We start from the raw sequence: 25,884 nt of genomic DNA on the forward strand, positions 1-25,884 counted from the left end.
TTATGGCAAAAAGAGCAGCACCAGAAGTAAATGCAGGCTCCATGGCCGACATTGCGTTCTTATTATTGATATTTTTCCTTGTTACAACAACTATTGAAACAGATTCTGGTATTAACAGAAAATTACCTCCAATAGAAGATCCTAACGCAAAACCTCCAACAATTAAGCAGAAAAACATTTTTACTGTTTTATTAAATGGTAAAGACCAATTGCTTGTTGAAGATGAGGTAATGGAACTAAAGGATTTAAGAAAAGCGGCAATAGAATTTCTAGATAACGGTGGTGACGGTTCTTGTAGTTACTGTAAAGGTAAAAAAGACCCAAACTCATCTGATAATCCAGACAAAGCTATTATCTCTTTAAAGAACGAGCGTGAAACAACTTATAAAACATATATAGCAGTACAAAACGAATTAGTTGCTGCCTATAACGTTTTAAGAGACAGAAGAGCGCCTGCATACGGTTATAAAACGTTCGCTGAAATGGAAGCGCTTTATAACGATGTTAATTGGCCAGGAAATAAAAATAAATTGAAAGATCAGATAGAAAAGATTAAGATGGCATACCCTCAAAAGCTATCTGAAGTTCAGAATTAATTAAAATTTAAACATTCTATGGCTAAATTTAATAAAAAAAAGAGTGGCGATATGCCAGCAATATCTACAGCATCTTTGCCTGATATTGTATTTATGTTATTATTTTTCTTCATGGTGGCAACTGTAATGAGACAGAATACACTAATGATTGAGAATAATTTACCATTTGCAGATCAAGTTGAAAAACTTGACAAGAAAGACTTGGTAATGTATATTTATGCAGGTAAACCAAGTGAAAACTATAAGCAATTTGGTAACGAAGCTAAAATTCAGTTAAACGATAAGTTTGCAGATGTTAATGAAATAGCTGCTTTTATTGCTGCAGAAAGAGCTTCGAAAAGAGAAGAATTAGTGCCGTATTTAACTACTGCTTTAAAAGTAGATAGTGAAGCCAATATGGGACTAATAGGAGATATTAAACAAGAATTGCGTAAAGTAAACGCACTAAAAATTAATTACACTACCAAAAAAGGTAAGGTTACAAATTAATTAATATTCTTAATTTTATTTTAAAAGCGTTTTGATTTTTTTCAAAACGCTTTTTTTTTAAAATGTTTTAATTTTACCTTTAGGTTTTAGTTTATACTTCTTATTAAATGAAAAGGTCCTTAATTTTAGTTTTATTATTACTGTTTTTTAAATCTGCTTTTAGCCAAGAAGAACCTTTAAATACGGTGGTAGATTCTTTGTACAGGGAAGACCAATTTTATATAGGTGTTACATATAATATCTTAGGAAATAAACCTGAAGGCTTATCACAATCGGGTTTGTCATCTGGTATTCACTTCGGATTTATAAGGGATATGCCTATTAATGAAAATAGAAATCTAGCTATTGGAATTGGATTGGGGTATTCTATAAATTCTTATAATAACAACCTTTTAATAGAAAAGAATGGCAACAATAATTTCAGCTATTCTATTTTAGATAGTAATATAAATTTTTCTAAAAATAAATTTATCACCCAGGAATTGGAGTTGCCTGTTGAATTTAGATGGCGCTCTTCAACTCCAACGAGCTATAATTTTTGGCGATTTTATGCTGGTGTAAAAATAGGTTACATAATTCTCGATAAATATAAATTTTCAAGTGACTCCGGTGCTTTTAATATTAATAACCTTGAAGATTTTAACCGCTTAAAATATGGTTTAACAGCTAGTTTTGGTTATAACACCTGGAATATTTACTTATATTATGGCTTAAATAACGTATTCAAAGACAGTGCTACTATTAACGGAAATCCAATAGGTATAAATATATTAAAGGTTGGATTGATGTTTTACATCTTATAATTAAAGCCAATAATTCACTAATATTAATTGCGGAATTAAACCCACAAAAAAGCCCATAATGAGTTCTCTAGGGGTATGTGCTTTTAAATGCAATCTAGATGAAGCTACAGCGCCCATAATAATGCAGTTGAAAGCTATGATGTTGTTTAAGTTTATAGCAAAATGAATGCTTAAATCTATTATAAACATAAACAACCCCGAAATAGCAATCATATGAATACTGGCCTTAAATTTTACTATGGCTAATATTAAACAAGTTAGAGATGATACCAGAATTCCAAGAAAAAAATAATAGAGTTCTATAAATTCTGAAGCTGTAATAATTCGTTTTATAATAATTAATGTTACAACACAATTTAAGGCAAGAGGTATTAGTCTTTCGTTGGTGCTTTCTAAATTGATGGTTTTAACTTTCCCTAAAGTTTTAAGTAAAAAATACAGTAGTATGGGTAAAATAATGGTTAGAATTACCAAAGAAATGAGCTTCGCCATTATAATTTCTTTAGGCAAAATATAACGAGGTGTTTTCCAGAAATAAATGGCTACACCAAATACAGGAATAAATAAAGGATGAAAAAGGAGTGAAATACTTTTAAAAATACGGTCTATCATATTTTTTTTCTTAAACGAGCCACAGGTAAATCTAATTGTTCCCTGTATTTTGCAACCGTACGTCGGGCAATAGGATATCCTTTTTCTTTTAAAATTGCAGCTAAAGTCTCATCGGTGAGCGGTTTCTTTTTGTTTTCTTCTTCTATAACAGTTTCTAATATTTTCTTTATTTCTTTAGTAGAAACATCTTCACCTTGATCGTTTTTCATGGATTCAGAGAAAAAATCTTTTATCAATTTAGTGCCATATGGTGTATCTACATATTTACTATTAGCAACACGAGATACTGTAGAGACATCCATAGAAATTTCATCGGCGATATCTTTTAATATCATGGGTTTTAAGTTGCGCTCGTCACCTGTTAGAAAATATTCTTTCTGGTAATTCATTATAGCACTCATGGTTATAAAAAGTGTTTGCTGGCGTTGTTTAATAGCTTCAATAAACCATTTAGCTGCATCTAATTTTTGCTTAATAAACGCGACAGCATCTTTTTGTGATTTCGATTTTTCTTTTGATTCTTTGTAGCTATTTAACATATCATTATAACCACGAGAAACATGCAATTCTGGTGCGTTTCTACCGTTTAGGGTAAGTTCTAATTCACCATCAATAATTCTAATTGCAAAATCTGGCACAACATGTTCTACAATTCTATTATTTCCCGAAAAAGAGCCTCCAGGCTTTGGGTTTAAATGTTCAATTTCATGAATAGCATCTTTAAGTTGTATCTCTGAAACATCAAATTTTTGCAATAATTTTTTATAATGCTTCTTCGTAAACTGCTCGAAGGCGTTATCGATGATATCTATGGCTAATTCTGTATCGGGTGTTTTCTCTTTACGATGCAATTGAATACTTAAACATTCTTGCAAATTTCTGGCACCGACCCCCGCAGGATCTAATTGATGGACAATGTTTAGTATTTTATTTATTTTTTCTTCGGTAGTATATATGTTTTGTGTAAACGCTAAATCGTCCATAATATCACTTAACGACCTACGAATGTAGCCACTTTCGTCAATACTCCCCACTAGAAATTCTGCGATTTCATAGTCTTCATCATCCAGAGTATAGGTGTTTAGCTGTGTAATTAAATGTTGTGTAAATGAGGTTCCGGCAGCATAAGGCATCGATTTTTCTTCGTCGTCGCTACTGTAGTTGTTGGCTTGGGTACGATAATCGGGAATCTCATCATCACTTAAATATTCATCTACATTTATATCGTCGTTTCCAATAGATTCGCTATCGTTGTACTCGTCGTTTGTATTATCAAAATCAGAATCATAATCGCTTTCCAAAGCTTCCTTGCCACCTTCTAAAGCAGGATTTTCTTCAAGCTCTTGCTTAATTCTTTGCTCAAATGCTTGTGTAGGCAATTGTATCAATTTCATTAATTGAATTTGTTGCGGCGATAGTTTTTGAGATAGTTTGAATTGTAAATGTTGCTTGAGCATATTATGTTTTGATAAAAAATAAAAGTAATGTTTACTTTTTTAATTTAATAATTTAAAATTCGGCATTTTGAGGCGTTCTAGGAAATGGAATTACATCTCTAATGTTGCTCATTCCGGTTACAAACATAACCAGACGTTCGAAGCCTAAACCGAAACCAGCGTGTGTGGCTGTTCCAAATTTACGCAAATCTAAGTACCACCAAAGGTCTTCTTCTGGAATATTAATGGCAGCCATTTTTTGTTTTAAAACCTCTAAACGTTCTTCGCGTTGTGCACCACCTACAATTTCTCCAATTCCTGGAAAGAGAATATCCATGGCGCGAACTGTTTTTCCATCGTCGTTTAAACGCATATAGAAGGCTTTAATGTTTGCAGGATAATCGAAGAGTATTACAGGACATTTAAAGTGTTTTTCTACCAAGTAGCGCTCGTGTTCACTTTGTAAATCTGCTCCCCACTCGTTAATTATATATTTAAATTTCTTTTTCTTGTTTGGTTTACTTTCACGTAAAATATCGATGGCTTCCGTATAACTAACGCGTTTAAAGTTGTTTTCTGTTACAAAACTTAATTTTTCCTTTAAAGTCATGTCACTGCGCTGGTCTTGAGGTTTAGATTTTTCTTCGTCTTGCAAACGTTTATCCAGAAAATCTAAATCTTCTTTATTGTTTGTAAGAATGTATGATATTACAAATTTTAGAAAGTCTTCAGCTAAATCCATATTGCCCGCCAAATCCATGAAAGCGACTTCGGGTTCAATCATCCAAAATTCTGCTAAATGTCGAGAAGTATTGGAGTTTTCGGCTCTAAACGTTGGTCCGAAGGTATATACTTTACCTAAAGACATGGCATAGGTTTCTGCTTCTAATTGTCCTGAAACGGTTAAGTTTGTTTCCTTTCCGAAGAAATCTTTAGAATAATCTATATGGCCTTGATCGTTTAAAGGCGGGTTTTTAGCATCTAAACTGGTTACGCGAAACATTTCGCCAGCACCTTCGGCATCGCTACCAGTAATTATAGGCGCATGCATGTAGAAAAAGCCATTATCATTAAAATATTTATGAATAGCGAACGATAACGAAGAACGTAATCGCATTACTGCACTAAACGTATTTGTACGGGTACGTAAATGGGCATTTTCTCTTAAAAATTCAAAGGAATGTTTTTTGGGTTGAATGGGATATGTTTCAGGGTCTGATTCTCCTAAAACCTTCAAATCTGTTACCTGAATTTCTACATTTTGCCCTTTTCCCTGACTCTCAACAAGGTTTCCAATAACATGAATTGCAGCGCCTGTATTGATTTTTTTTAAGAGAGATTCGTCAAATTTTTCAAAATCAACAACACATTGTATGTTATTAATGGTAGAGCCGTCGTTTAAAGCTATAAATCGATTGGCTCTAAAGGTTCGTACCCAACCTTTAATTTCAACTTCTGTAAGACTTATATTTTGTGTTAATAATTCTGAAACTGTTTTTGATTTCATGTGCTATTATGCTTTTTTAATGCTATTAGTTATCAATTATTTAATCACCTGTTTTTTTAAATTCGAGTGTAATCAGAATTTAACAAGTTATTATTTAATATGTAAATATAAAAAAAGCTTACGTGGTATTAACCAACTAATTTTTAAAGAAATCTTAAATTTTAAATCAAATCATCGTCGTCATTATCCTCGTCGGGAATAATATTTATCGATGGTTCTTTTAAAACCTCTTTATTAGCAATACTGCGCTCTAAAGATAATAGTAAAGATGGCAATAAAAGTAAGTTAGATAGCATTGCAAAAAGTAATGTTGCCGAAACTAAAGCACCTAATGCTACGGTACCTCCAAAACTTGAAATAGTAAACACCGAGAAACCAAAGAAAAGTACGATGGAAGTGTAAAACATACTCACGCCCGTTTCTTTTAAAGCCCCATAAACCGATGTTTTTATTTTCCAGTTATTAGCCTGAAGTTCTTGCCGGTATTTTGCTAAAAAGTGTATCGTGTCATCTACTGAAATACCAAAAGCAATACTAAAAACCAGGATGGTTGAAGGCTTTATAGGCACTCCCAAATACCCCATTAAACCTGCAGTTACTAAAAGCGGAATAATATTAGGGATGAGTGAAATAACAATCATTTTTACAGATCTAAACATATAGGCCATAAACAATGCAATTAAAATAATTGCTAATGATAGGGAAATAGCCAAGTTTTTCACCAAATAGGTTGTTCCTTTTTGAAACACAATAGCTTTTCCTGTCATGGTTACTTCGTAGCGATCTTTCGGGAAAAGTTTATTAACCTTCATTTGAATATCTTCTTCGATACGTTCCATTTTATCGGTGCCAATATCTTTCATAAAAGTTGTAATTCTGGCATATCGACCGGTACTATCAACAAAGTTATCTAGCAAATCGACTTTCGTACTTGAGTTTTTAGCATACGATAAGATAAAGCTGTTTTCTTGCGACGTTGGTAATTGATAAAATTTCGTATTACCGTTATAGTATGCTTGTTTAGAATACTTAACCAAATCTACCACCGAAATGGGTTTTGAAAGTTCGGGTATTTCGGTAATTAAATTTTGAAGCTCGTCCATGCGTTTTAAAGTAGAAAGCTTCATAACACCATTTTTACGCTTGGTATCAATCATGAATTCTAAAGGCATGATGCCATTAAATTCTTTTTCAAAAAAACGAATGTCTTTAAAGAATTCCGTTTTCTTTGGCATGTCTTCAATAAGACTTCCAGAAATTTTAATTTGATATATTCCTATAATACTTAAAATTAAAAGTATAAGTGATGTTGAATAAATAGCAATACGATTATGTTTTACCATTTGAACCATCCAATTAACAAAACCACCAATCCATCGTTTATTTAGGTGTTCTAAATGGCGGTCTTTAGGATAAGGTAAAAAGGTGTAAATAATTGGAATTATTAAAAGACAAAGTAAAAATATTGCTAAAATACTTAAGGAAGCTACGACGCCAAATTCTTTTAAAAGTTTACTTTCGGTAAGAATAAAAGTTGCAAAACCACAGGCTGTAGTTACATTTGTCATTAAAGTTGCGTTTCCAACTTTAGTTATAACACGTTGCAGCGATTTTACCTTATTTCCATGTAATTTAACTTCGTGCTGGTATTTATTTATAAGGAAAATACAATTTGGAATTCCAATTACAATAATTAGTGGTGGGATAAGCGCAGTTAATACGGTTATTTCATAATTTAAAAGCCCAAGAATTCCTAGCGTCCACATAACACCTATACACACAACCAACAGCGAGATAAGTGTCGCTCTAAACGATCGAAAAAAGAAAAAGAAGATTAGTGAGGTTATTAATAACGCAGCGCCTACAAACAGCCCAATTTCATCTACAATGTTTTGAGAATTAAGCGTTCTAATGTATGGCATTCCCGAAACGTGAATATCTAAGTTGGTTTTTGTTTCAAAGTCTTCAATTATTGGAACTAAATTATTTTGAATAAAAAGTTTTCTTGCTTGAGTATTTACAATATCCTTTTTTAAGTAGATCGCCGTTCGAAAGGTTTTTGAACTCTTATTAAACAGGAAGTTATCGTAAAAAGGGTATTTGTTAAATAAATCATTCTCTAATATTTCTATTTCAGAAAATGATTTGATAGAATCTTTAATGAAGGGTTCTAGTTTAAACTTTTCGTTTTTAGTGTCCTTTACCAGTTTTTGAAGATCTTTTATTGAAACAACAGTTTCTACCTCAGGATATTTTTTAAACGTTTGAGCAAGGTTATTCCAAGCGTTTAAATTCTTAACAGTTAGTAACGTAGAATCTTTAACTCCGAGTACAATTAAATTACCTTCTTCACCAAAAACCTTTAAAAAATTATTATAAACTAAATTTACTTCGTGATCGTCTGGTAAAAGATTCGCTTCGGTGTTGGTGAAACGCATGTTTTTCCACTTGGTACTAAAGAAAACGGTAATAAGAATGATGCCAACAAGGATGACAATTTTATTACGTAAAATAAGTCTCGCTACTACATCCCAAAAGTGTTTGGTTAAAAGTTTTAACATGCCTAAAATAAAAGTTGGGCAAAGGTAGAAAAAACAAACGTATTACCTTATAAAGTCAAGTTAAATGTGAATTTAAAAGCCACATTATCGCCAAATTCCGGAAGATGATAGGCACCATATCTGTAGGTAAAACTTAATCCGAAACCAAAAAGCAGTTTGTTAATTTCAAAACCAGATTCAGAGTATCCTTTTTCGAGTGAGCTAAAAGTTACATTTTGATGCTGTTCTGGATGACTTATATCCCCTAAAGCATAGCGTGTAATTAAAACCATTTGAGGATTAAATTGATTTGAAATATGAAATGGTTTTAGATATTGTTTTATTTGAAGCGTCGTAAATTTATCTGAAAAGAATTCATTAAAAAACATGGTTTCAAAGCTATTATTACCAGCAACCGAGAAACGTTGCATAATGGTTTCTTTATTAATATTATTAGGGTAGGCATGGTATAAATGCGTTAGTGGTACGTTGCCACCCGTAATACCGGCGACTAAAGTAACCTCTGTAAGGCCTTTATTAAAGTCTCCTATTTGATGAATGGTTCTAAAATCTATTTTTGAAAAATTAAAATCGCTTTTAAATACATCTTTAAAACTTTTGGTGTATTGAATTGTAATTTTAGGGAATTCATTAACCGTTTCAATGGTGTTGTTTTCTAGCGTTTTTGTCTTGTAAAATGGTTGCCATTGAAACGCTATTTTGGCTGTGCTAATATGGAATGAGTTTAACACCTTTTCATCTAAAACATAGCCATAATTGTATGTTGGGGTTATATTACTAATGGCAAATTCGGCTTCAGAAGTTAGTCTGTTCGATATTTTATGTTCTATCCCTAACGCTTTTGTTATGTGTTTATGAAATAGACTAATGTTTAATAATCGGGGTTCGAAAAATTGAAAGAAGCGTTTGTCTGTTAAAAATTTAGTACTACCAGATTCTTGTAAATCATCGGTATAATTTAAACTAAGCCAGGAATTTGAAGCTTCAGAAAGGCGTAAGCTACCACCAACATTATATTTAAAACGATGGTCTAAAAAACCATATACGCCGTAACTATTAATTTTATATTTTTCTGAAAAGGCATCATTAGTTATACCTCCAATTCCAGAACGTATGCCTTCATATTGATTATATTTTATTAAATATCTTAAATCGAAATTGAAATATCTAGTAGGAATATAACCGTTACCAATGCTTTTTTTTAACTCATTCTTTTTAATTGAATCTTGGAATTTTAGCGAAGGTTGGGCGTATGAAACTTGCGCATGGGCTATGCCAAAATGAATTACAAGTAAAAATAAAAGAACATATTTTAGCATAAATTGCGCATAGATATAAAGGTTAAAAAAGCGACTTGAAGTCGCTTTTTAATTATACTGTCATGATTTCCTTTTCTTTATTTTCAAAAAGGTCATCAATTTTTTTGACGTACCTGTCGGTCATATTTTGTACATCAATCTCTGCATTTTTCTTTAAATCTTCAGATACATCATCCGATTTTTTTATCTCGTTGTTAGCATCTTTTCTAGCTGCTCGAACGCCAATTTTAGCATCTTCGGCAGCAGCTTTAGCTTGTTTTGCTAAATCTTTTCTACGCTCTTCTGTAAGTGGCGGTACGTTAATTATAATGGTATCACCATTATTCATTGGGTTAAAACCAAGATTAGCTATCATAATGCCTTTTTCAATTTCTTGTAACATATTTTTTTCCCATGGCTGTACCGTAATGGTTCTACCATCGGGAGTATTTACGTTAGCTACTTGACTTAAAGGCGTTGGCGAACCGTAATAATTTACTAAAACACTACCAAGCATAGCTGGGCTAGCTTTTCCTGCTCTAATATTAACAAACTGTTTTTCTAGATGCTTTATTGCACTATCCATCGATTCTTTAGCGCTATCTAATATGAATTGTATGTCTTCGTTCATTTTTTATTTTTTTTCAATAAATATCTCAAAAATTAAGCCAATTTTAAATATTCACTTCTGTACCTACATTTTCGCCAGAAACTACTTTAAGTAAGTTTCCTTTTTTATTCATATCAAAAACAATGATAGGTAGTTCGTTTTCTTGACTTAAAGTAAAGGCCGTTGTATCCATTACTTTTAAGCCTTTCTTTAAAACGTCTTCGAAAGATATGAAATTAAATTTCACTGCTTTATCATCTTTCTCTGGGTCGGCATTGTAAATACCATCTACACGAGTACCTTTTAAAATAACATCGGCTTCAATTTCAATGGCTCTTAAAACAGCAGCCGAATCGGTTGTAAAGTAAGGGTTTCCAGTGCCTCCACCAAAAATAACAACACGGCCTTTTTCTAGATGGCGCATTGCTCTTCTTCTAATAAAGGGTTCTGCAACTTCATTTATTTTTATAGCAGATTGTAATCTGGTTGGAATGCCAGTATCTTCTAAGGCACTTTGTAAAGCTAAACCGTTTATTACAGTTGCCAGCATCCCCATGTGGTCTCCTTGAACACGATCCATGCCATTGCTAGCTCCAGAAACGCCTCTAAAAATGTTACCACCACCAATTACTATGGCAACTTCAACACCTTTATCGGTTATCGTTTTAATGTCTTTTGCGTATTCAGCTAAGCGTTCTGGATCTATTCCATATTGGCGATTTCCCATTAAGGCTTCACCAGATAATTTTAGTAGGATGCGTTTATATTTCATGTGTTTTTTTGAATTACTTTATAAGGTTTACGCGGGTATATTTTAAATTAGTATTAGATTTCAATTAAACAAAATTTAATTGTTACGTTTCCTTTTAAAAGTTTAGCAAAACTACATAATTTTTTGTTGTTTACCGAAGACCAATTTATCAAAATAATCATCCTTGATAAAATAAGGATATCAATTTAAATTTGGAGATTGAAATTACGACATAAAAAAACCATCATACTAGAAGTATAATGGTTTTAGTTTTATAATTTATTTTTAAAGCGATAGACTATCCAACAGAAGCTCTTTTGAAATCTGTAATAACAACGTCTCCATAAGATACTACATATTTAGCAACATTTATTTTTTCGTCTTTAATAAAGTTTTGATCTAATAAACATTTCTCTTGATCAAGTGTTGTGTTATCAGAAATAAAACGCTCTAATTTACCTGGTAAAATTCTATCCCAGATTTGTTCTGGTTTACCTTCAGCTTTTAATTCTGCTTTAGCATCTTCTTCAGCTTGCGCTAAAACTTCTGGAGTTAATTGCGCCATAGAAATGTATTTAGGAACATTTTTAAGTGTTTTACCTAAACGTGCTAATTCTTCGTTATCTTTCTCGATAACTGCAATTCTAGCTTCAGTTTCAGAAGCGATATAAGCAGGATCGAAATCTTTGTAAGATAATGTAGAAGCTCCCATAGAAGCTACTTGCATAGCTACATCTTTCACTAAAGTTTCAGCGTTATCTACTTTTGCAGATAAACCAACCAAAGCAGCAATTTTATTAATGTGAACATAGTAACCTACATAAGGTGCATCTAATTTTTCGAAAGCAGTGATGTCTAATTTTTCACCAATAACACCTGTTTGTTCTACTAATTTATCGGCAACTGTCATACCACCAAAATCTGCAGCTAAAAAGGCTTCTTTTGTGTCGAAGTTTAAGGCTAAATCGGCTAAGTCGTTAGCTAATTTTACGAAATTTTCGTTTTTACCAACAAAGTCAGTTTCACAACCTAAAACAATTGCAACACCCGAAGTGTTATCTGCATTTACTTTAGCAACAGCAGCACCTTCAGAAGAGTCTCTATCGGCTCTTTTTTCTGCTACTTTTTGTCCTTTTTTACGAAGTACATCAATTGCTTTATCAAAATCACCACCAGCTTCAACTAAAGCTTTTTTACAATCCATCATTCCTGCACCAGTTGCTTGTCTTAATTTATTAACTTCTGCTGCTGTAATTTTTACTGTAGATTCCATAAGTTTTTTAATTTAAAAAAGTCGTTCAAATAATTTCTTAAGCAAAGAAAATAATTAAACGACTTATTTGTATTTTATAATTGTTAATTATTCTTCTTCGTCTGCTGTTACTTTTTTAGCTGCTGCCTTTTTAGGTTTTGCAACTACTTCAGTATCTTCAACATCTTTATCAGATTTTCTCTCTGCTAAACCAGCAGCGATAGAAGCTGTTACGTGAGTTAAGATTTTATCGATAGATTTAGAAGCATCATCATTTGCAGGGATTACATAATCAACTTGACGTGGGTCTGAGTTGGTATCTACCATTGCGAAAATAGGAATGTTTAATTTTTGAGCTTCTTTAATCGCGATATGCTCACGCTTAATGTCAACAACAAATAAAGCACCTGGTAAACGCGTCATATCGCTAATAGAACCTAAGTTTTTCTCTAACTTAGCTCTTAAACGATCTACTTGTAAACGCTCTTTTTTAGAAAGTGTCATAAAAGTACCATCTTTCTTCATTCTATCGATAGAAGCCATTTTTTTAACCGCTTTTCTAATAGTGATGAAGTTAGTTAGCATACCACCTGGCCATCTTTCTGTAATGTAAGGCATGTTAATAGCGCCAGCTTTTTCAGCTACGATATCTTTTGCTTGTTTTTTTGTTGCAACGAATAAAATTTTACGACCTGATGCTGCAATTTTAGCTAATGCTGCTCCTGCTTCATCAATTTTAGCCGCTGTTTTATATAAGTTTATAATATGGATACCATTACGCTCCATATATACGTAAGGAGCCATGTTTGGGTCCCACTTACGAGTAAGGTGTCCAAAGTGTACACCTGCTTCAAGTAATTCTTTTACTTCTACTGCCATTTTGTAATAGTTTACGTTCTGTTGAATTAGCAATGATTAAGTGGTCTTTGTTTTAAATCGCCTTAACCATTTAGATGCTAAACTAAATCCTGTCTTTTGGACTAGGACAACAATAACTAGTTTAATTTTTTCTTTTGTGCTAAAATATTTAGCAATAATATTAACGTTTAGAGAATTGGAATTTCTTACGCGCTTTTTTCTGACCGAATTTTTTACGCTCTACCATTCTTGGATCTCTTGTTAACAAACCTTCTGGTTTAAGTGTAAGTCTGTTTTCTGCATCTACTTCGCACATAGCACGAGAGATAGCTAAACGAACAGCTTCAGCTTGACCAGTAATACCACCACCTATAACATTAACTGTAATATCAAAGTTACCATCGTTATTAGTCATTACTAATGGTTGGTTAACTTTATATTGTAAAGTTGATGTTGGAAAGTAAGTGTTTAATTCTTTTTTGTTTACTGTGATGTTACCTTTTCCTGGAGCAACATAAACACGAGCAACTGCGGTCTTACGACGACCAATTTTGTGAATTACTTCCATTACTTGAATTCGTTTAAGTTAATTGCAGTTGGTTTTTGTGCAGCATGTGTGTGCTCTGAACCAACAACAACGTTTAAATTACGGAATAATGCAGCACCTAATTTGTTTTTAGGTAACATTCCTTTTACTGATTTTTCTACTAACCTAGCTGGATCTTTTCCAAACATTTCGGTAGCAGTTAAACTTCTTTGACCACCTGGGTAACCAGTGTGACGAATGTACGTTTTATCGTTCCATTTGTTACCAGTTAAGTTGATTTTTTCAGAGTTTATAACAATTACGTTATCTCCACAATCAACGTGTGGTGTGAAGCTAGGCTTGTGTTTCCCTCTTAAAAGTATTGCAACTTTAGAGGCTAAACGGCCCAAAGATTGACCTTCAGCGTCAACTACTACCCACTGCTTATCTGCAGTAGCTTTGTTAGCTGAAATCGTTTTGTAGCTTAATGTGTCCACGTTATTAATTATTTTTTATTAAACATTCCTCTCTTAAAAAGAGTTTGCAAATGTACGATAATCTGTTTGATTACCAAATAGTCACGAATTAATTTTTAATAACTCTGTTAATATCTTTTAGTTAGCTTCAAATTTTAGGGCTTTTTTTAGTCTTTTTGGCGGTTTTTACCCTGTAAGTCACGCCTTAAATCACAATTAATTCATCTTATCTTATCATTTTTAATGCTATTTATTAGTTTTTTATTTTCAATTAAAGGATCTCATTTGTCTCACAATCATATTAATGTACAATATTGAGGTTTAGAGAATTAAAAAAGCCCATATTAGCAGGTTAAACTCTTTAGAATCCGTTAATTTAAATTGTTGCGAATCTTTTTTTAACTATTTTTGCACTGCTATGCAAGAATTAAAACTTTCAGATTGGTTACCTACCACAAACAAAGAGGTGAAAATACGCGGTTGGCAAGAACTAGATGTTATCTTATTTAGTGGCGATGCCTATGTAGACCATCCAACCTTTGGACCGGCGGTTATTGGTCGTTTGTTAGAAAGTTTTGGCTTGAGAGTAGCCATTGTTCCGCAGCCCAATGTTAACGATAATTTACAGGATTTTGTTAAGCTTGGAAAACCCCGTTTGTTTTTTGGAGTTACCGGTGGTTGTATGGATCCTATGATTAGCAATTATAATGCTAATAAAAAGCGACGTGATAAAGATGCCTATACACCCAATGGTGAAATTGGGTTTAGACCCGATTATGCATCTACTGTTTACAGCAATATTTTAAAAGAAAAATGGCCAGATACACCAGTTTTAATTGGTGGTATTGAAGGCTCACTTCGTCGTGTTACCCATTACGATTATTGGAGTGATAAACTTATGCCAACTATTTTAGAATCTTCTAAAGCTGATATGTTGGTGTACGGTATGGGAGAGCAGCCTTTGCGTGAAATTATACGTTTATTAGAAAAAGGTGTACCATTTAAAAGTATTAATACAGTAAACCAAACAGCTGTACTTTTAAATAAAGGTGAAGAAATACCAAAAAATAAAAACTGGGAAGATGTTGAAATAGCATCGCACGAAGTTTGTTTAAAAGATAAAAAGGCTTACGCTTCAAACTTTAAAATTATAGAGCAGGAGTCTAATAAGTTAGCAGCACGACGTATTTTTCAGCGTGTGGGTGATAAGATGTTGATGATAAATCCACCGTATCCCACCATGACCGAAGAAGAAATTGATGCCTCTTTCGATTTACCATACACGCGTTTACCGCATCCAAAATACAACAAACGCGGACCCATACCTGCGTTTGAAATGATTAAGTTTTCCATAAACATCCATCGTGGTTGTTTTGGTGGTTGTAGCTTTTGTACTATTTCGGCACATCAAGGAAAGTTTATTGCCTCGCGTAGTAAAGAATCTATTTTGCGAGAGGTTGATACCGTTGCTAATATGCCCGATTTTAAAGGCTATTTAAGTGATATTGGTGGGCCAAGTGCGAATATGTATAAAATGAAAGGTAAAATACAGTCTATTTGCGATAAGTGTGTCGCTCCTAGTTGTATATCGCCCGTAATTTGTAGCAATTTAGATACCTCGCATAAACCGTTAACGGAATTGTATCAAGCAGTTGATAGTCATCCTAAAGTAAAAAAATCGTTTATTGGAAGTGGTATTCGACATGATATGTTGGTGCCTGAATTCAACAGGAATGCCGATCCAAAAGAGCTAGATGATTACACCGAAGAAGTCATGACCAAACATGTGTCTGGCAGACTTAAAGTGGCACCCGAACACACCAGTGATCCTGTATTGAAATTAATGCGAAAACCATCGTTTAGTTACTTCCATAAGTTTAAAGAGCGATTTGATAAAATCAATATTAAGAATAAACTGAATTTACAGTTAATTCCATATTTTATTTCCAATCATCCTGCTTGCGAGGTCGAAGATATGGCTAATCTAGCTGCCGAAACTAAAGACATGGGCTTCCAGTTGGAGCAAGTGCAAGGGTTTACACCAACACCTATGACGGTTGCTACCGTAATTTATTATAGTGGCTATCATCCATACACACTAAAAAAGGTAAAAACACCAAAAACCCGAAAGGAAAAAGACGAGCAACACCGTTTTTTCTTTTGGTATAAAGACGAAAACAAAGCTTGGATAAAAAATACCTTAAATAAATTAGGGCGTCACGATTTACTAAAAGTTTTATTGCCTGAAAACGATTCATGGCGTAAAAACAAACCAGGTAAAACAAAACATACGTTTGATGATGCTGTGCCGTTTAATCAACGAAAAAATAAGGCTAAGTTTAAACCAAAGAAAAAGTAATTATTACTTTGAAAATGTGGCGCGTTGTAAGCGGTCGTTTATAGATTTTCCCAATCCATAATCTGGACATTCTTCAGCGATAATAACATCTAATTCCTGATGGTCCAAGGTGTGCATAGCGCTGTACAGATTAGCGGTAGCTTCACTTAAATTACCACTTTCAGAAAGTGTTATTTGATATTGAACTAAATCGCTATCTACGAATGTTTTAAAAGTTAATACCCCGATGCGTTTATTGGTATGTTTTTTAATTTCCTCTAAAACATTTTGGGTTAAAATGGTTTGTGTAGCCGGTGCGTAATGCCGGTTTAACATACCGGGTGCTTCAGGATTAATTTCTTTTTTGTTTTTAATTGAAATCTCTCCAATAACGGCTTCTATATCTTCAATTGAAATAGAACCTAATCTGTATAATATTGGTTGGTCGTTTTCGAAACCAACAATAGTAGATTCTATACCATTTTTACAAACACCACCATCTAAAACCATTTTAATATCATTTTTAAAATATGCATCTACATGTTTAGCTGTTGTAGGACTGATGCTTCCAAACGGATTGGCGCTTGGCGCTGCCAAAGGAAAATCGAGCGATTCTAATAATTTAAGAGTTACAGGGTGGTTAGGTACTCTAACCGCGACTGTATCTTTTCCAGCAGTTATTAAATCTGGTATGTTTGATTTCTTTTTTAAAACTAATGTTAACGAACCGGGCCAAAAGGCTTGTGCTAATTGCATTGCTTTTTCTGGAATGTCGGTTGCTATGGTCTGTAAATAATCAATCGATGGAATATGAACAATTAACGGATTAAAAAACGGACGCTCTTTCGTTTTAAAAATGGCTTTAATGGCTTTTTCGCTATAAATGTTTCCTGCCAATCCGTAAACGGTTTCGGTAGGTATAGCAACCAATTCTTCATTACTTAAAATGTCAATTGCTTTTAATATATCTGTTGAAATAATACTCATATCTAAAAAATGAATGCAAAATTAATTTAAAATAATGAGTTTTAATGCGCTTCCAACCAATTATCACCAATACCTATTTCTACATCTAGAGGTACCGATAATTTAAAGGCGCTTTCCATTTCTGTTTTTATAAGTGTTGAAATCGCTTCCAGTTCTGGTTTGTAAACGTCAAAAACCAATTCGTCATGCACTTGTAAAAGCATTTTTGTTTTGTAATTGCCAGCTTCCAGTTTGTTATAAATATTAATCATGGCAATTTTAATAATATCGGCTGCACTCCCTTGTATAGGGGCGTTAACGGCATTACGCTCGGCTGCAGCGCGAACTACAGCATTTCTAGAATTAATATCTTTTAAATAACGGCGACGCCCTAAAACAGTTTGCACATAACCATGATCGCGAGCAAAATCGACTTGTTTGCTTATGTAGTTTTTTAGCTTTGGATACGTTTCATAATACGTATCAATTAACTCTTTGGCTTCACCACGCGATAAATCGGTTTGGTTGCTTAAGCCAAAAGCAGAAACACCATAAATAATACCGAAGTTTACGGTTTTAGCATTACTACGTTGTTCTCTGGTAACCTCTCCAATAGGCACATTAAATACTTTTGAAGCGGTTGAAGCGTGAATGTCTTCCCCATGTTTAAAGGCCTCTATCATAGTTTCTTCCTCACTTAGCGCAGCGATAATACGTAATTCTATTTGCGAATAATCGGCAGCTAATAAGGTGTAATCGTCGTTTCTAGGAATAAATGCTTTGCGCACTTGTCTTCCGCGCTCGGTACGAATAGGAATATTTTGCAGGTTGGGGTTGTTGCTCGATAGGCGACCTGTTGCCGCAACAGTTTGCATATAATCGGTGTGTACGCGACCTGTTGTTGGTTCTACTTGTAACGGTAGTGCATCAACATAAGTGCTTTTTAATTTCGATAAGCCTCTAAAATCTAAAATATGCTGAATAATGTCGTGGTCTTTTGCCAGGTAACTTAAAATATCTTCAGAGGTAGCATATTGTCCGGTTTTAGTTTTCTTTGGTTTGTCTACCAATTTCATTTTGTCAAATAAAATATCACCCAATTGCTTTGGTGATGCGATATTAAATGCTTCGCCAGCAGCTTCATAAATTTTAGCTTCTAAATCTTTAATATCGGTATTTAACTGCTCTGCAAGCGAATTTAAAAAGTCTTTATCTAAATTAATACCTTCCAACTCCATGGCAGCGAGAACACGAAGCAACGGAATTTCAATATCATCAAATAATTTCTGTGTATTGGCTTCACCCAATTCATTTTCAAAATGCTCTTTTAACTGCAATGTAATATCGGCATCTTCAACCGCATATTCAGTAATTTTTTCTAGCGCAACGTCGCGCATAGACAGTTGGTTTTTTCCGTTTTTACCAATTAAACTTTCAATAGAAATGGGCGAGTAGTTTAAATACGTTTCGGCCAGCACATCCATATTATGGCGCATGTCTGGATTAATAAGGTAATGCGCCAACATGGTGTCGAACAATTTGCCTTTAACTTGCACGTTGTATTTTGCCAACACCTTAATGTCGTATTTTAAATTCTGACCAATTTTCTGGATGGTTTCATTTTCAAAAAAGGGTCGTAATGCTTCAATTAACGCCTGCGCCTCATCTTTAGCTTCCGGAAACGGTAAATAAAAACCTTTGCCGGTTTCCCATGAAAAAGCAATGCCGACTAATTCGGCCGTAATGGGGTTTAAACTTGTTGTTTCGGTGTCAAAACAAACGCTGCTTTGGCTTAATAAATTTTTAATAAACAATTTGGTAGCCATTCCCGGTAATACACTTTGGTAAAAATGCGAATTGGTTTCGGCGGTTTTGCGTTCGTAGGTTGTTTCTGTTGGCGCTTCCGCGGAATTGGTATCGCCTCCAAATAAAGAGAATTGCCCTGCTCCAGCCGATTTAACTTCGCTGGGTGTTGCTTTAATTTTAGTTTCTTCTGATGCTGTTTCGATCGCTTCAACAGCAAAGGTTTTTTCGAAATTTGTTAGCAACTGCCTAAACTCTAATTCCTGAAATATTTCGGTTACCTTTTGTAAATCGGGTTGTTCGAGTTCAAAATCTTTTGCATTAAAGGTAACAGGCACATCTAACATGATGGTTGCGAGTTTTTTTGAAAGTAATCCTAGCTCTTTGGCGCCTTCAATTTTCTCTTTCATTTTACCTTTTAATTCGTGCGTGTTTGCTAAAAGGTTTTCCATGCTGCCATATTCGGCCAACAGTTTTTTTGCTGTTTTCTCGCCAACACCTGGTAATCCAGGAATATTATCGCTAGAATCGCCCATCATACCCAAAAAATCAATAACCTGTAAAGGATTGTCAACTTCAAATTTTTTCTGTACTTCGGCAATACCCCAAGTTTCGTAACCACCTCCAAAAACAGGACGGTACATAAAAATGTTTTCAGAAACGAGTTGCGCAAAATCTTTATCGGGCGTTACCATAAAGGTTTTATAACCTTCTTTTTCGGCTTGTTTAGATAGGGTTCCTATCACATCGTCGGCTTCATAACCTTCTTTTACCATGATGGGAATATGCATGGCTTTTAAAATATCTTGTATATAGGGTACGGCAATTTTAATGGCCTCGGGTGTTTCGTCTCTATTGGCTTTGTAGGCTTCAAACATTTCAACACGATCGGCGCTTCCACCTTTATCGAAGCAAACAGCTAAATGGTCTGGTCTTTCACGTTTTATAACATCTAAAAGGGAATTCATAAATCCCATAATGGCAGAGGTGTCTAGGCCTTTAGAATTAATTCTTGGATTTTTTATAAAAGCATAATAACCACGAAAAATAAGAGCGTAAGCATCAACTAAAAATAGGCGTTTTTGATCGGACATATTGTTTGTTTTGATAAAAACCAAAACTACAAAAAGTTATGCTTTAAATTTATAAATTACCTCATTCGATTTCTTAACTAATCGTTAAATACCCTCTCGATGATTAAATACAGTTAGATAACTTTTATATTTGATTAAAAAAGAACCTATGCTTCGTTGGATTATTTTTTTAATTGTTTATGCAATTATAGATTTTTATGCCTTTCAATCGTTTAAAACGGTTGCTAAAAATAATTGGATTTTAGCTTTATACTGGATACTCTCGCTTTTAGTGATTGGAAATTTTTTATTCCACTATTACAACTTCAATAGAAGTGACGGTTTTACGGTACAACAAGCCTTCGCATTTGGGTTTTTAATAGCGTTTTTAGTACCAAAAATGCTGTTGCTTATTATTATGTTTGCCGAAGATATTTTTAGAGTGCCGCAGGCTATTTACAGATACTTTACCGAAGGCAGCAGTGCCTCAGGAAATTATTTTCCGGCAAGACGCCAATTTATTAGTAAAGTTGCTTTGGGTCTAGCAGCTATTCCATTTGCATCTATAATTTATGGTATTTATAAAGGGAAATACAATTTTAAAGTTTTAAAATACACCCTTACTTTTAATGATTTACCAGACGCTTTCGATGGTTATAAAATCACTCAAATTAGCGATATTCATTCGGGAAGTTTCGACGATATCGAGAAGGTAAGTTACGCCATCGATTTAATTAACGAGCAAGCCAGTGATGTAATATTATTTACAGGCGATATGGTTAATAATAAAGCTTCAGAATTAATTCCTTACAAAGATATTTTTAGCAAATTAGATGCGAAAGATGGGAAGTTTTCGGTTTTAGGAAATCACGATTATGGCGATTATGTTACCTGGGAATCTGAAGAAGCCAAGCATCAAAATCTAGAAGAATTAAAAACTATTCAAAAAGATATAGGTTTTGATTTATTATTAAATGAAAGTCGTTTTTTAGAGAAAAACGGGCAACGTTTGGCATTAGTTGGTGTTGAAAACTGGGGCACTGGCGGATTTAAAAAAGCGGGCGATTTAAAAAAGGCAACCCAGCATATCGATGCTCACGATTTTAAAATTCTTATGAGTCACGACCCATCGCACTGGGAGCAGCAAGTTATTGCAGATCCTTATCATTATCATCTTACCTTAAGTGGCCACACACACGGTATGCAGTTTGGTATAGAAATACCAGGTTGGTTTAAATGGAGTCCAGTAAAATGGCGTTATAAATATTGGGCGGGAATTTATCAAGAAATGGGGCAATACATTAATGTTAACCGAGGCTTTGGGTATTTAGCTTTCCCTGGACGTGTTGGTATTTGGCCAGAAATTACCGTGATAGAACTTAAAAAGGGTGCAGAATTGGCTTAATTGCAGTAAAAGGTTGTAATTACAAAGAAATTGTGTATTTTTATATTAATGCATTATCAAATTTATATTATTTTATGTCATTAATTGTAATATGAAAAAAATGCTTAGGTTTGTTAATGTATATTTGACTAATAAACAATAACGTATGTCAAAATTTGGGGAACTAATTGATGTTGGTACGCCGGTTCTATTAGATTTTTTTACTGAATGGAACGAGCAATCAACTGCGATGCATGATGTGCTTAAAGATGTTGCTGCTGCTTTAGGAGATAAAGCAAAAGTGATAAAAATTGATGTTGAAAAAAACGAAGAGCTTGCCGAAGCTTTACGGGTTAAATCGTTACCTACATTAATTATCTATAAAGATGGTGAAATGAAATGGCGCCAAAGTGGCGAGCAAGATGCTAACACACTTATAGGTATTATTCAACAATACATTTAAAAAGTAATAGGTTTAAAATTGTATCCTAAATTTGAAAAGTGCTCCAATACTTTTGGTAGTGCATACTGCATATTTTTGGACGCTTTTATGCTATCATGAAAAACAACAATACTTCCTTTGGTAGCTTTTGAAATAACATTATTTAAACAAGTTTCTTCTGAAACCTCTTTATCCCAGTCAAAAGAAATAACATCCCACATAATTATTTTATAATTTAAGGCTAACAAACTTTTGCTTTGTGAGGGTTTAATTTTGCCATAGGGTGGTCTAAAAAGTTTAAAATTAGACACATTTGTTTGATGAAGATTAATTAAAGACTGTGCTTTTATTGTGTTTTCAATATAAACATCAGAATCTGTTTTCCATCCTTTTAAATGGTTTTGGGTATGATTTCCAATGGCATGACCGGCCGTTATTATTTCTTTAAAGATATTAGGATGTTCTTCAATATTTTTTCCAATACAGAAAAAAGTAGCTAGAGCATTATATTCTTTTAAAACCTTTAAAACCCATTCTGTGATTTCGGGTGTGGGGCCGTCATCAAAGGTGAGATACAAATCTTTGGTATCAGTTGCCATGTCCCAAACAAAGTTTGGGAACATTTTTTTGGCAACTAAAGGTGTTTTTATGGGCGTTAAGGTCATCCCCTAATCGTTTGTTGAATCTAAGGTGTTTTTCGTTGGTAAATCGCTGTCATTTTGTGGAGAAAACTCGTCTTCTTCTGTGTCTTCACCATAAAAATGCTTAAACCTCATGAGATTCATGTTAAATATATCGCCTTGTTTTTTAGCAAAATCTCTGTCGTATTTAACTAAAACATCTAATAAACTTTTGTAACGTTGTATGTCGGTATAGATATCTTCAAACAAACGCTCTTGGTTGTCTAATTTCAAAGTGCTATAATAAGCCAGATTTTCTTGATATTTTTTAGCTACATCTAAAAATAACTGGCGGGCTTTTTCTTTATTATCTACTTCGTAGTAAGCACCAATGTAAGGCTCTAAAAGCGTATAATATCCAAAATATTCAACAGGCATATTGGTCATGGCTATGTCTGCAACTTCTTCGGCTTTATCGAGTTTGCCTTCATTTATTAAAGTTTCGGCTAAACGCGCTAAATTTCCTCTGTAAGTAATGGAGTTTTTACGAGTTTCTGGATCGTGATAAATGTCTCCACCGCTATTTCCCCAATCCCATTTTTTTACTTTTTCGTACATCAAGTCGCTGTCTAAGCGTCCCATATCAAACGGATTTGTTTTGTCGATAGGTGTTTTAATGGGTACTAGTTTGTAGCATAAACCATCTAACTGTAAATAATCTTTCATCCAGATATAATCGTCGTCACCAAAACTTCCGCCAGTAAAATAAATAGGGCGTTTCCAGTCGTTGTTAGCAACAATGTCTAACATTAAAAGTCTATTTTTATATAACGCACCGCCTGTAATATTAATGTCAATGTAAGGCACAATTTTATCGGCATCTTTTTGTTTTACAATTCCAGATTTAATGGCATTTTGTTTGTTAACAGGAATCCTTAAATGTTCTGTTGGCAAGTAGCTCATTTTTAAATCTTGAGGTCTTACTTGCGATAAATCGATACCTTTTTGTTCTAAAACATATTTGTATTTTGTTTTAGGATTGTCACTAGCAATAAAATCTAAAAATTGTTTAACATACAAAGTATCATTAATTACTGGTTCTATTACGATGTAATCATTTGTTCCATATTTGTATAAATCGTGCGTAAGTTGCGACGGAATCGGGTCGCTTTCGTATGCTTTACGCTTCATTTGATCGATATACCAATCTGTTTGAAATAAACTGGTATTTACAACGCGAACATCGGTTCTATAACCTTCAATTTCTTGAGCATACCAAAGGGCAAACGTATCGTTATCTCCAATGGTAAAAAGTATACCGTCTTCAGCACAAGAATCTAAATACATTTTCGCCATCGATTTGGCTGTGTATTTGCCCGATCTGTCATGGTCGTCCCAATTATTTGCAGCTAAAATCCCTGGTACTAAAGCTAGGCATATCACACTTACACCAATTGCTCCAAGTTTAGCAGGTAGATATTTTTTAAGGGCATCGTAAATAGCATAGACACCAAAACCAATCCACAAGGCAAAAACATAAAACGAACCAACTACCGAGTAATCTCGTTCACGAGGTTCGAAGGGTCTTACATTGGTATAAACTTGTATGGCAACCCCTGTAAAAAGGAAGAATACCAACATAGTCCAAAATAATTTTTTGTCTTTATTAAATAAGAAGAAGAAACCTAGTAAGCCTAAAATAAAAGGTAACATATAATAAGTGTTTCTAGCCTTATTGTTTTTCACATCGCTTGGTAAGTTATCTTGCGACATCCCTAAAAGCTTTTCGTCTAGAGGTTTAATGCCGGTTATCCAATTGCCGTGGTTATCGTATCTTCCTTGAATATCGTCTTGTCTTCCAGAGAAATTCCACATAAAATAACGCCAATACATATAGCCCAATTGAAATTGGAACATATAAGTTATGTTAGACATTAACGACGGTTTTTCAACATCTATATAGCTTTTATAAGTTTTTAAAAATTTGTCGTAGCCTTCGTAATCTACATTGCCTTTAGCCACTTCATTTTTAAAATTAGAAACTAAAGTACGCAGTTCGTTTTCCATCTGGTATTCTGGTTTCAGTTTAAAATCTAAAAAACCAGAAAACATCATGTAATTTTCGGCGTGTTCGGCACTCCACATACGCGGTAAAATAGAGGCGTGTTTGTGGTTGTAGTTTTGTTTAGCGTTTTTGTAGTCGTTAACAATAACATATTTGCCTTTGGTTTCGTCTTTTTCGTACTTAGGTTTGTCGTCAACGTAAGGGCTGTTTTCATCTAAATACGAATATTGATCTGTAAACAAAGGCCCATAAAACAAATGCGTTTCGGGGTATTGTTCTAAGTTATAATACGCCAATAATTCGCGGGCACTTGAAGGATTGTTTTCATTAATAACCGTATTGGCATTAGCACGAATAGGCAGCATGAGCCAGGTTGAAAATCCAATAATCACAAAAGTTAAACATAAAACACTTGTATTTAAATGTGTGTAACCTTTCTGTTTTGTATATTTTAATGCATAAATAATAATAGCTACCAATGCTAAGCCTGCAATTATAGAACCCGAATTAAAAGGCAGACCAACGGAATTCACAAAAAATATTTCAGACACACTAAATATTTTTAAAATATTCGGAGCCAGTAATTTAAAAACAAATAATAAAACAGCCACCGAAACGACGTTTGCTATTATAAAGTTTTTAATGGTAACTGTTTTGTAGTTTTTAAAGTAATAAATAAGTCCAATTGCTGGAATGGTTAAAAGTCCCATAAAGTGAACTCCAAAAGATAAACCAATAACAAAAGCAATTAAAATTAACCAACGATTACCGCGAGGCTTATCCATGTCTTGTTCCCAGCGTAAGCTCAACCAAAATAAAATAGACATGATTAAAGTAGCCATGGCGTAAACTTCAGTTTCAACCGCATTAAACCAGAAAGAATCGGTAAATGCAAAAGCTAAACTACCAACCAATGCGCTACCCAGAATAGCAAAAGCTTTTTCTTTACTAATGTCTTTTTTAATTCCGACTAACTTTTTTAGAAGCAGCGTAATGGTCCAAAACATAAATAAAATAGTAAAGGCACTAGAAATAGCACTCATCATATTCATCATAAAACCAACTTGCGAAGGCTCTAGAGCAAACATAGAGAAAAATGCGCCCAGCATTTGAAAAAGTGGTGCTCCTGGCGGGTGACCAACTTGCAGTTTAGCCGAGGTTAAAATATATTCTCCAGCATCCCAGAAGCTTACGGTAGGTTCTGCAGTAAGTGTGTATGTTACAAGCGCAATTAAAAAAGAGAACCAACCAAGAATGGTGTTCCATTTTTTAAAGTTAAAATTGGTCATAAATTATTTTTTAAATAGTATGGCGAATTTAGTAATAAATATATTATTTGGTATGTTTTTAAGTAAACGTTAAGCATTGATAATTATTTTTTAAAAAAATGTTTGTAGAAATGAAACTTTGTTTTAAAT

The 25,884-nt window shown here is 33.8% G+C and carries 21 protein-coding genes; 6 read left to right on the forward strand and 15 right to left on the reverse strand.

Translation table 11 applies throughout. The annotated features are described in order from the left end of the window. Window positions 1-2: 2 nt before the first annotated feature. The 3 genes from AW14_RS05060 (at window position 3) to AW14_RS05070 (ending at window position 1,888) form a co-directional block, all read left to right on the forward strand. The gene (locus tag AW14_RS05060) at window positions 3-596 is read left to right on the forward strand and encodes an ExbD/TolR family protein (RefSeq protein WP_044637831.1); all 594 of its coding nucleotides are present in this window, start codon (window positions 3-5) and stop codon (window positions 594-596) included. A gap of 18 nt (window positions 597-614) precedes the next feature. Then, a complete protein-coding gene (locus AW14_RS05065; protein ID WP_044637832.1) occupies window positions 615-1,085 on the forward strand; it encodes an ExbD/TolR family protein in 471 nt (156 codons plus the stop codon). Window positions 1,086-1,192: 107 nt separating this feature from the next. Then, window positions 1,193-1,888, forward strand: coding sequence for a porin family protein (locus AW14_RS05070; RefSeq protein WP_044637833.1), 696 nt, complete (start codon window positions 1,193-1,195; stop codon window positions 1,886-1,888). On the opposite strand, the gene AW14_RS05075 is transcribed toward AW14_RS05070, so the two are convergent. From AW14_RS05075 to rplM, 11 genes are all read right to left on the reverse strand, one after another. Continuing rightward, a complete protein-coding gene (locus AW14_RS05075; protein ID WP_044637834.1) occupies window positions 1,889-2,500 on the reverse strand; it encodes a hypothetical protein in 612 nt (203 codons plus the stop codon). Next, window positions 2,497-3,957: an RNA polymerase factor sigma-54 gene (rpoN, locus tag AW14_RS05080; RefSeq protein ID WP_044637835.1), complete on the reverse strand. Its 1,461-nt coding sequence runs from the start codon at window positions 3,955-3,957 to the stop codon at window positions 2,497-2,499. The genes AW14_RS05075 and rpoN overlap by 4 nt, the downstream gene beginning before the upstream one ends. 52 nt (window positions 3,958-4,009) lie before the next feature. Further along, window positions 4,010-5,443, reverse strand: coding sequence for an asparagine--tRNA ligase (gene asnS, locus AW14_RS05085; RefSeq protein ID WP_044637836.1), 1,434 nt, complete (start codon window positions 5,441-5,443; stop codon window positions 4,010-4,012). 161 nt (window positions 5,444-5,604) lie between these two features. Beyond that, entirely contained in the window at window positions 5,605-8,004 is a 2,400-nt protein-coding gene (locus tag AW14_RS05090; RefSeq protein WP_044637837.1) for an efflux RND transporter permease subunit, read from the reverse strand. A 47-nt stretch (window positions 8,005-8,051) separates the two neighbouring features. After that, entirely contained in the window at window positions 8,052-9,323 is a 1,272-nt protein-coding gene (locus AW14_RS05095) for a hypothetical protein (RefSeq protein WP_044637838.1), read from the reverse strand. Between the two features lie 52 nt (window positions 9,324-9,375). Then, window positions 9,376-9,933, reverse strand: a complete 558-nt coding sequence (gene frr / locus AW14_RS05100; protein ID WP_044637839.1) for a ribosome recycling factor — start codon at window positions 9,931-9,933, stop codon at window positions 9,376-9,378. 43 nt (window positions 9,934-9,976) lie between these two features. Then, window positions 9,977-10,684, reverse strand: coding sequence for a UMP kinase (pyrH, locus tag AW14_RS05105; protein ID WP_044637840.1), 708 nt, complete (start codon window positions 10,682-10,684; stop codon window positions 9,977-9,979). A 277-nt stretch (window positions 10,685-10,961) separates the two neighbouring features. Next, window positions 10,962-11,936, reverse strand: coding sequence for a translation elongation factor Ts (gene tsf / locus AW14_RS05110; protein ID WP_044637841.1), 975 nt, complete (start codon window positions 11,934-11,936; stop codon window positions 10,962-10,964). Window positions 11,937-12,023: 87 nt separating this feature from the next. Beyond that, window positions 12,024-12,794 carry a 30S ribosomal protein S2 gene (rpsB, locus tag AW14_RS05115; RefSeq protein ID WP_044637842.1) on the reverse strand — a complete coding sequence of 257 codons (771 nt, stop codon included), beginning with the start codon at window positions 12,792-12,794 and terminating at the stop codon, window positions 12,024-12,026. Between the two features lie 160 nt (window positions 12,795-12,954). Continuing rightward, window positions 12,955-13,341: a 30S ribosomal protein S9 gene (gene rpsI, locus AW14_RS05120; RefSeq protein WP_044637843.1), complete on the reverse strand. Its 387-nt coding sequence runs from the start codon at window positions 13,339-13,341 to the stop codon at window positions 12,955-12,957. After that, window positions 13,341-13,796, reverse strand: coding sequence for a 50S ribosomal protein L13 (gene rplM, locus AW14_RS05125; RefSeq protein WP_044637844.1), 456 nt, complete (start codon window positions 13,794-13,796; stop codon window positions 13,341-13,343). The genes rpsI and rplM overlap by 1 nt, the downstream gene beginning before the upstream one ends. Window positions 13,797-14,193: 397 nt before the next feature. Between rplM and AW14_RS05130 the strand changes: the two genes are divergently transcribed. Then, complete coding sequence (locus AW14_RS05130; protein ID WP_044637845.1) at window positions 14,194-16,134, forward strand: YgiQ family radical SAM protein; 1,941 nt, start codon at window positions 14,194-14,196, stop codon at window positions 16,132-16,134. 3 nt (window positions 16,135-16,137) lie between these two features. Here the strand turns inward: AW14_RS05130 and AW14_RS05135 are convergent, their stop codons facing one another. Together AW14_RS05135 and polA are read right to left on the reverse strand one after the other, a co-directional pair. Next, window positions 16,138-17,100, reverse strand: a complete 963-nt coding sequence (locus AW14_RS05135; RefSeq protein WP_044637846.1) for an L-threonylcarbamoyladenylate synthase — start codon at window positions 17,098-17,100, stop codon at window positions 16,138-16,140. Between the two features lie 41 nt (window positions 17,101-17,141). Beyond that, window positions 17,142-19,976 (reverse strand): DNA polymerase I, encoded by a 2,835-nt coding sequence (polA, locus tag AW14_RS05140; protein ID WP_044637847.1) that lies wholly within the window; start codon window positions 19,974-19,976, stop codon window positions 17,142-17,144. Between the two features lie 148 nt (window positions 19,977-20,124). Between polA and AW14_RS05145 the strand changes: the two genes are divergently transcribed. Beyond that, on the forward strand, window positions 20,125-21,360 hold the full coding sequence (locus AW14_RS05145; protein WP_044639495.1) for a metallophosphoesterase: 1,236 nt from the start codon (window positions 20,125-20,127) through the stop codon (window positions 21,358-21,360). A 145-nt stretch (window positions 21,361-21,505) separates the two neighbouring features. Further along, complete coding sequence (locus tag AW14_RS05150) at window positions 21,506-21,802, forward strand: thioredoxin family protein (protein ID WP_044637848.1); 297 nt, start codon at window positions 21,506-21,508, stop codon at window positions 21,800-21,802. Here AW14_RS05150 and AW14_RS05155 read toward each other — a convergent pair. Together AW14_RS05155 and AW14_RS05160 are read right to left on the reverse strand one after the other, a co-directional pair. After that, the gene (locus AW14_RS05155; protein ID WP_044637849.1) at window positions 21,799-22,446 is read right to left on the reverse strand and encodes a polysaccharide deacetylase family protein; all 648 of its coding nucleotides are present in this window, start codon (window positions 22,444-22,446) and stop codon (window positions 21,799-21,801) included. The two genes, AW14_RS05150 and AW14_RS05155, sit on opposite strands and share 4 nt — an antisense overlap. Window positions 22,447-22,449: 3 nt before the next feature. Beyond that, entirely contained in the window at window positions 22,450-25,755 is a 3,306-nt protein-coding gene (locus AW14_RS05160) for a glycosyltransferase family 117 protein (protein ID WP_044637850.1), read from the reverse strand. Window positions 25,756-25,884: the final 129 nt, after the last annotated feature.

This window comes from Siansivirga zeaxanthinifaciens CC-SAMT-1 (assembly GCF_000941055.1).
GTDB lineage: Bacteria > Bacteroidota > Bacteroidia > Flavobacteriales > Flavobacteriaceae > Siansivirga > Siansivirga zeaxanthinifaciens.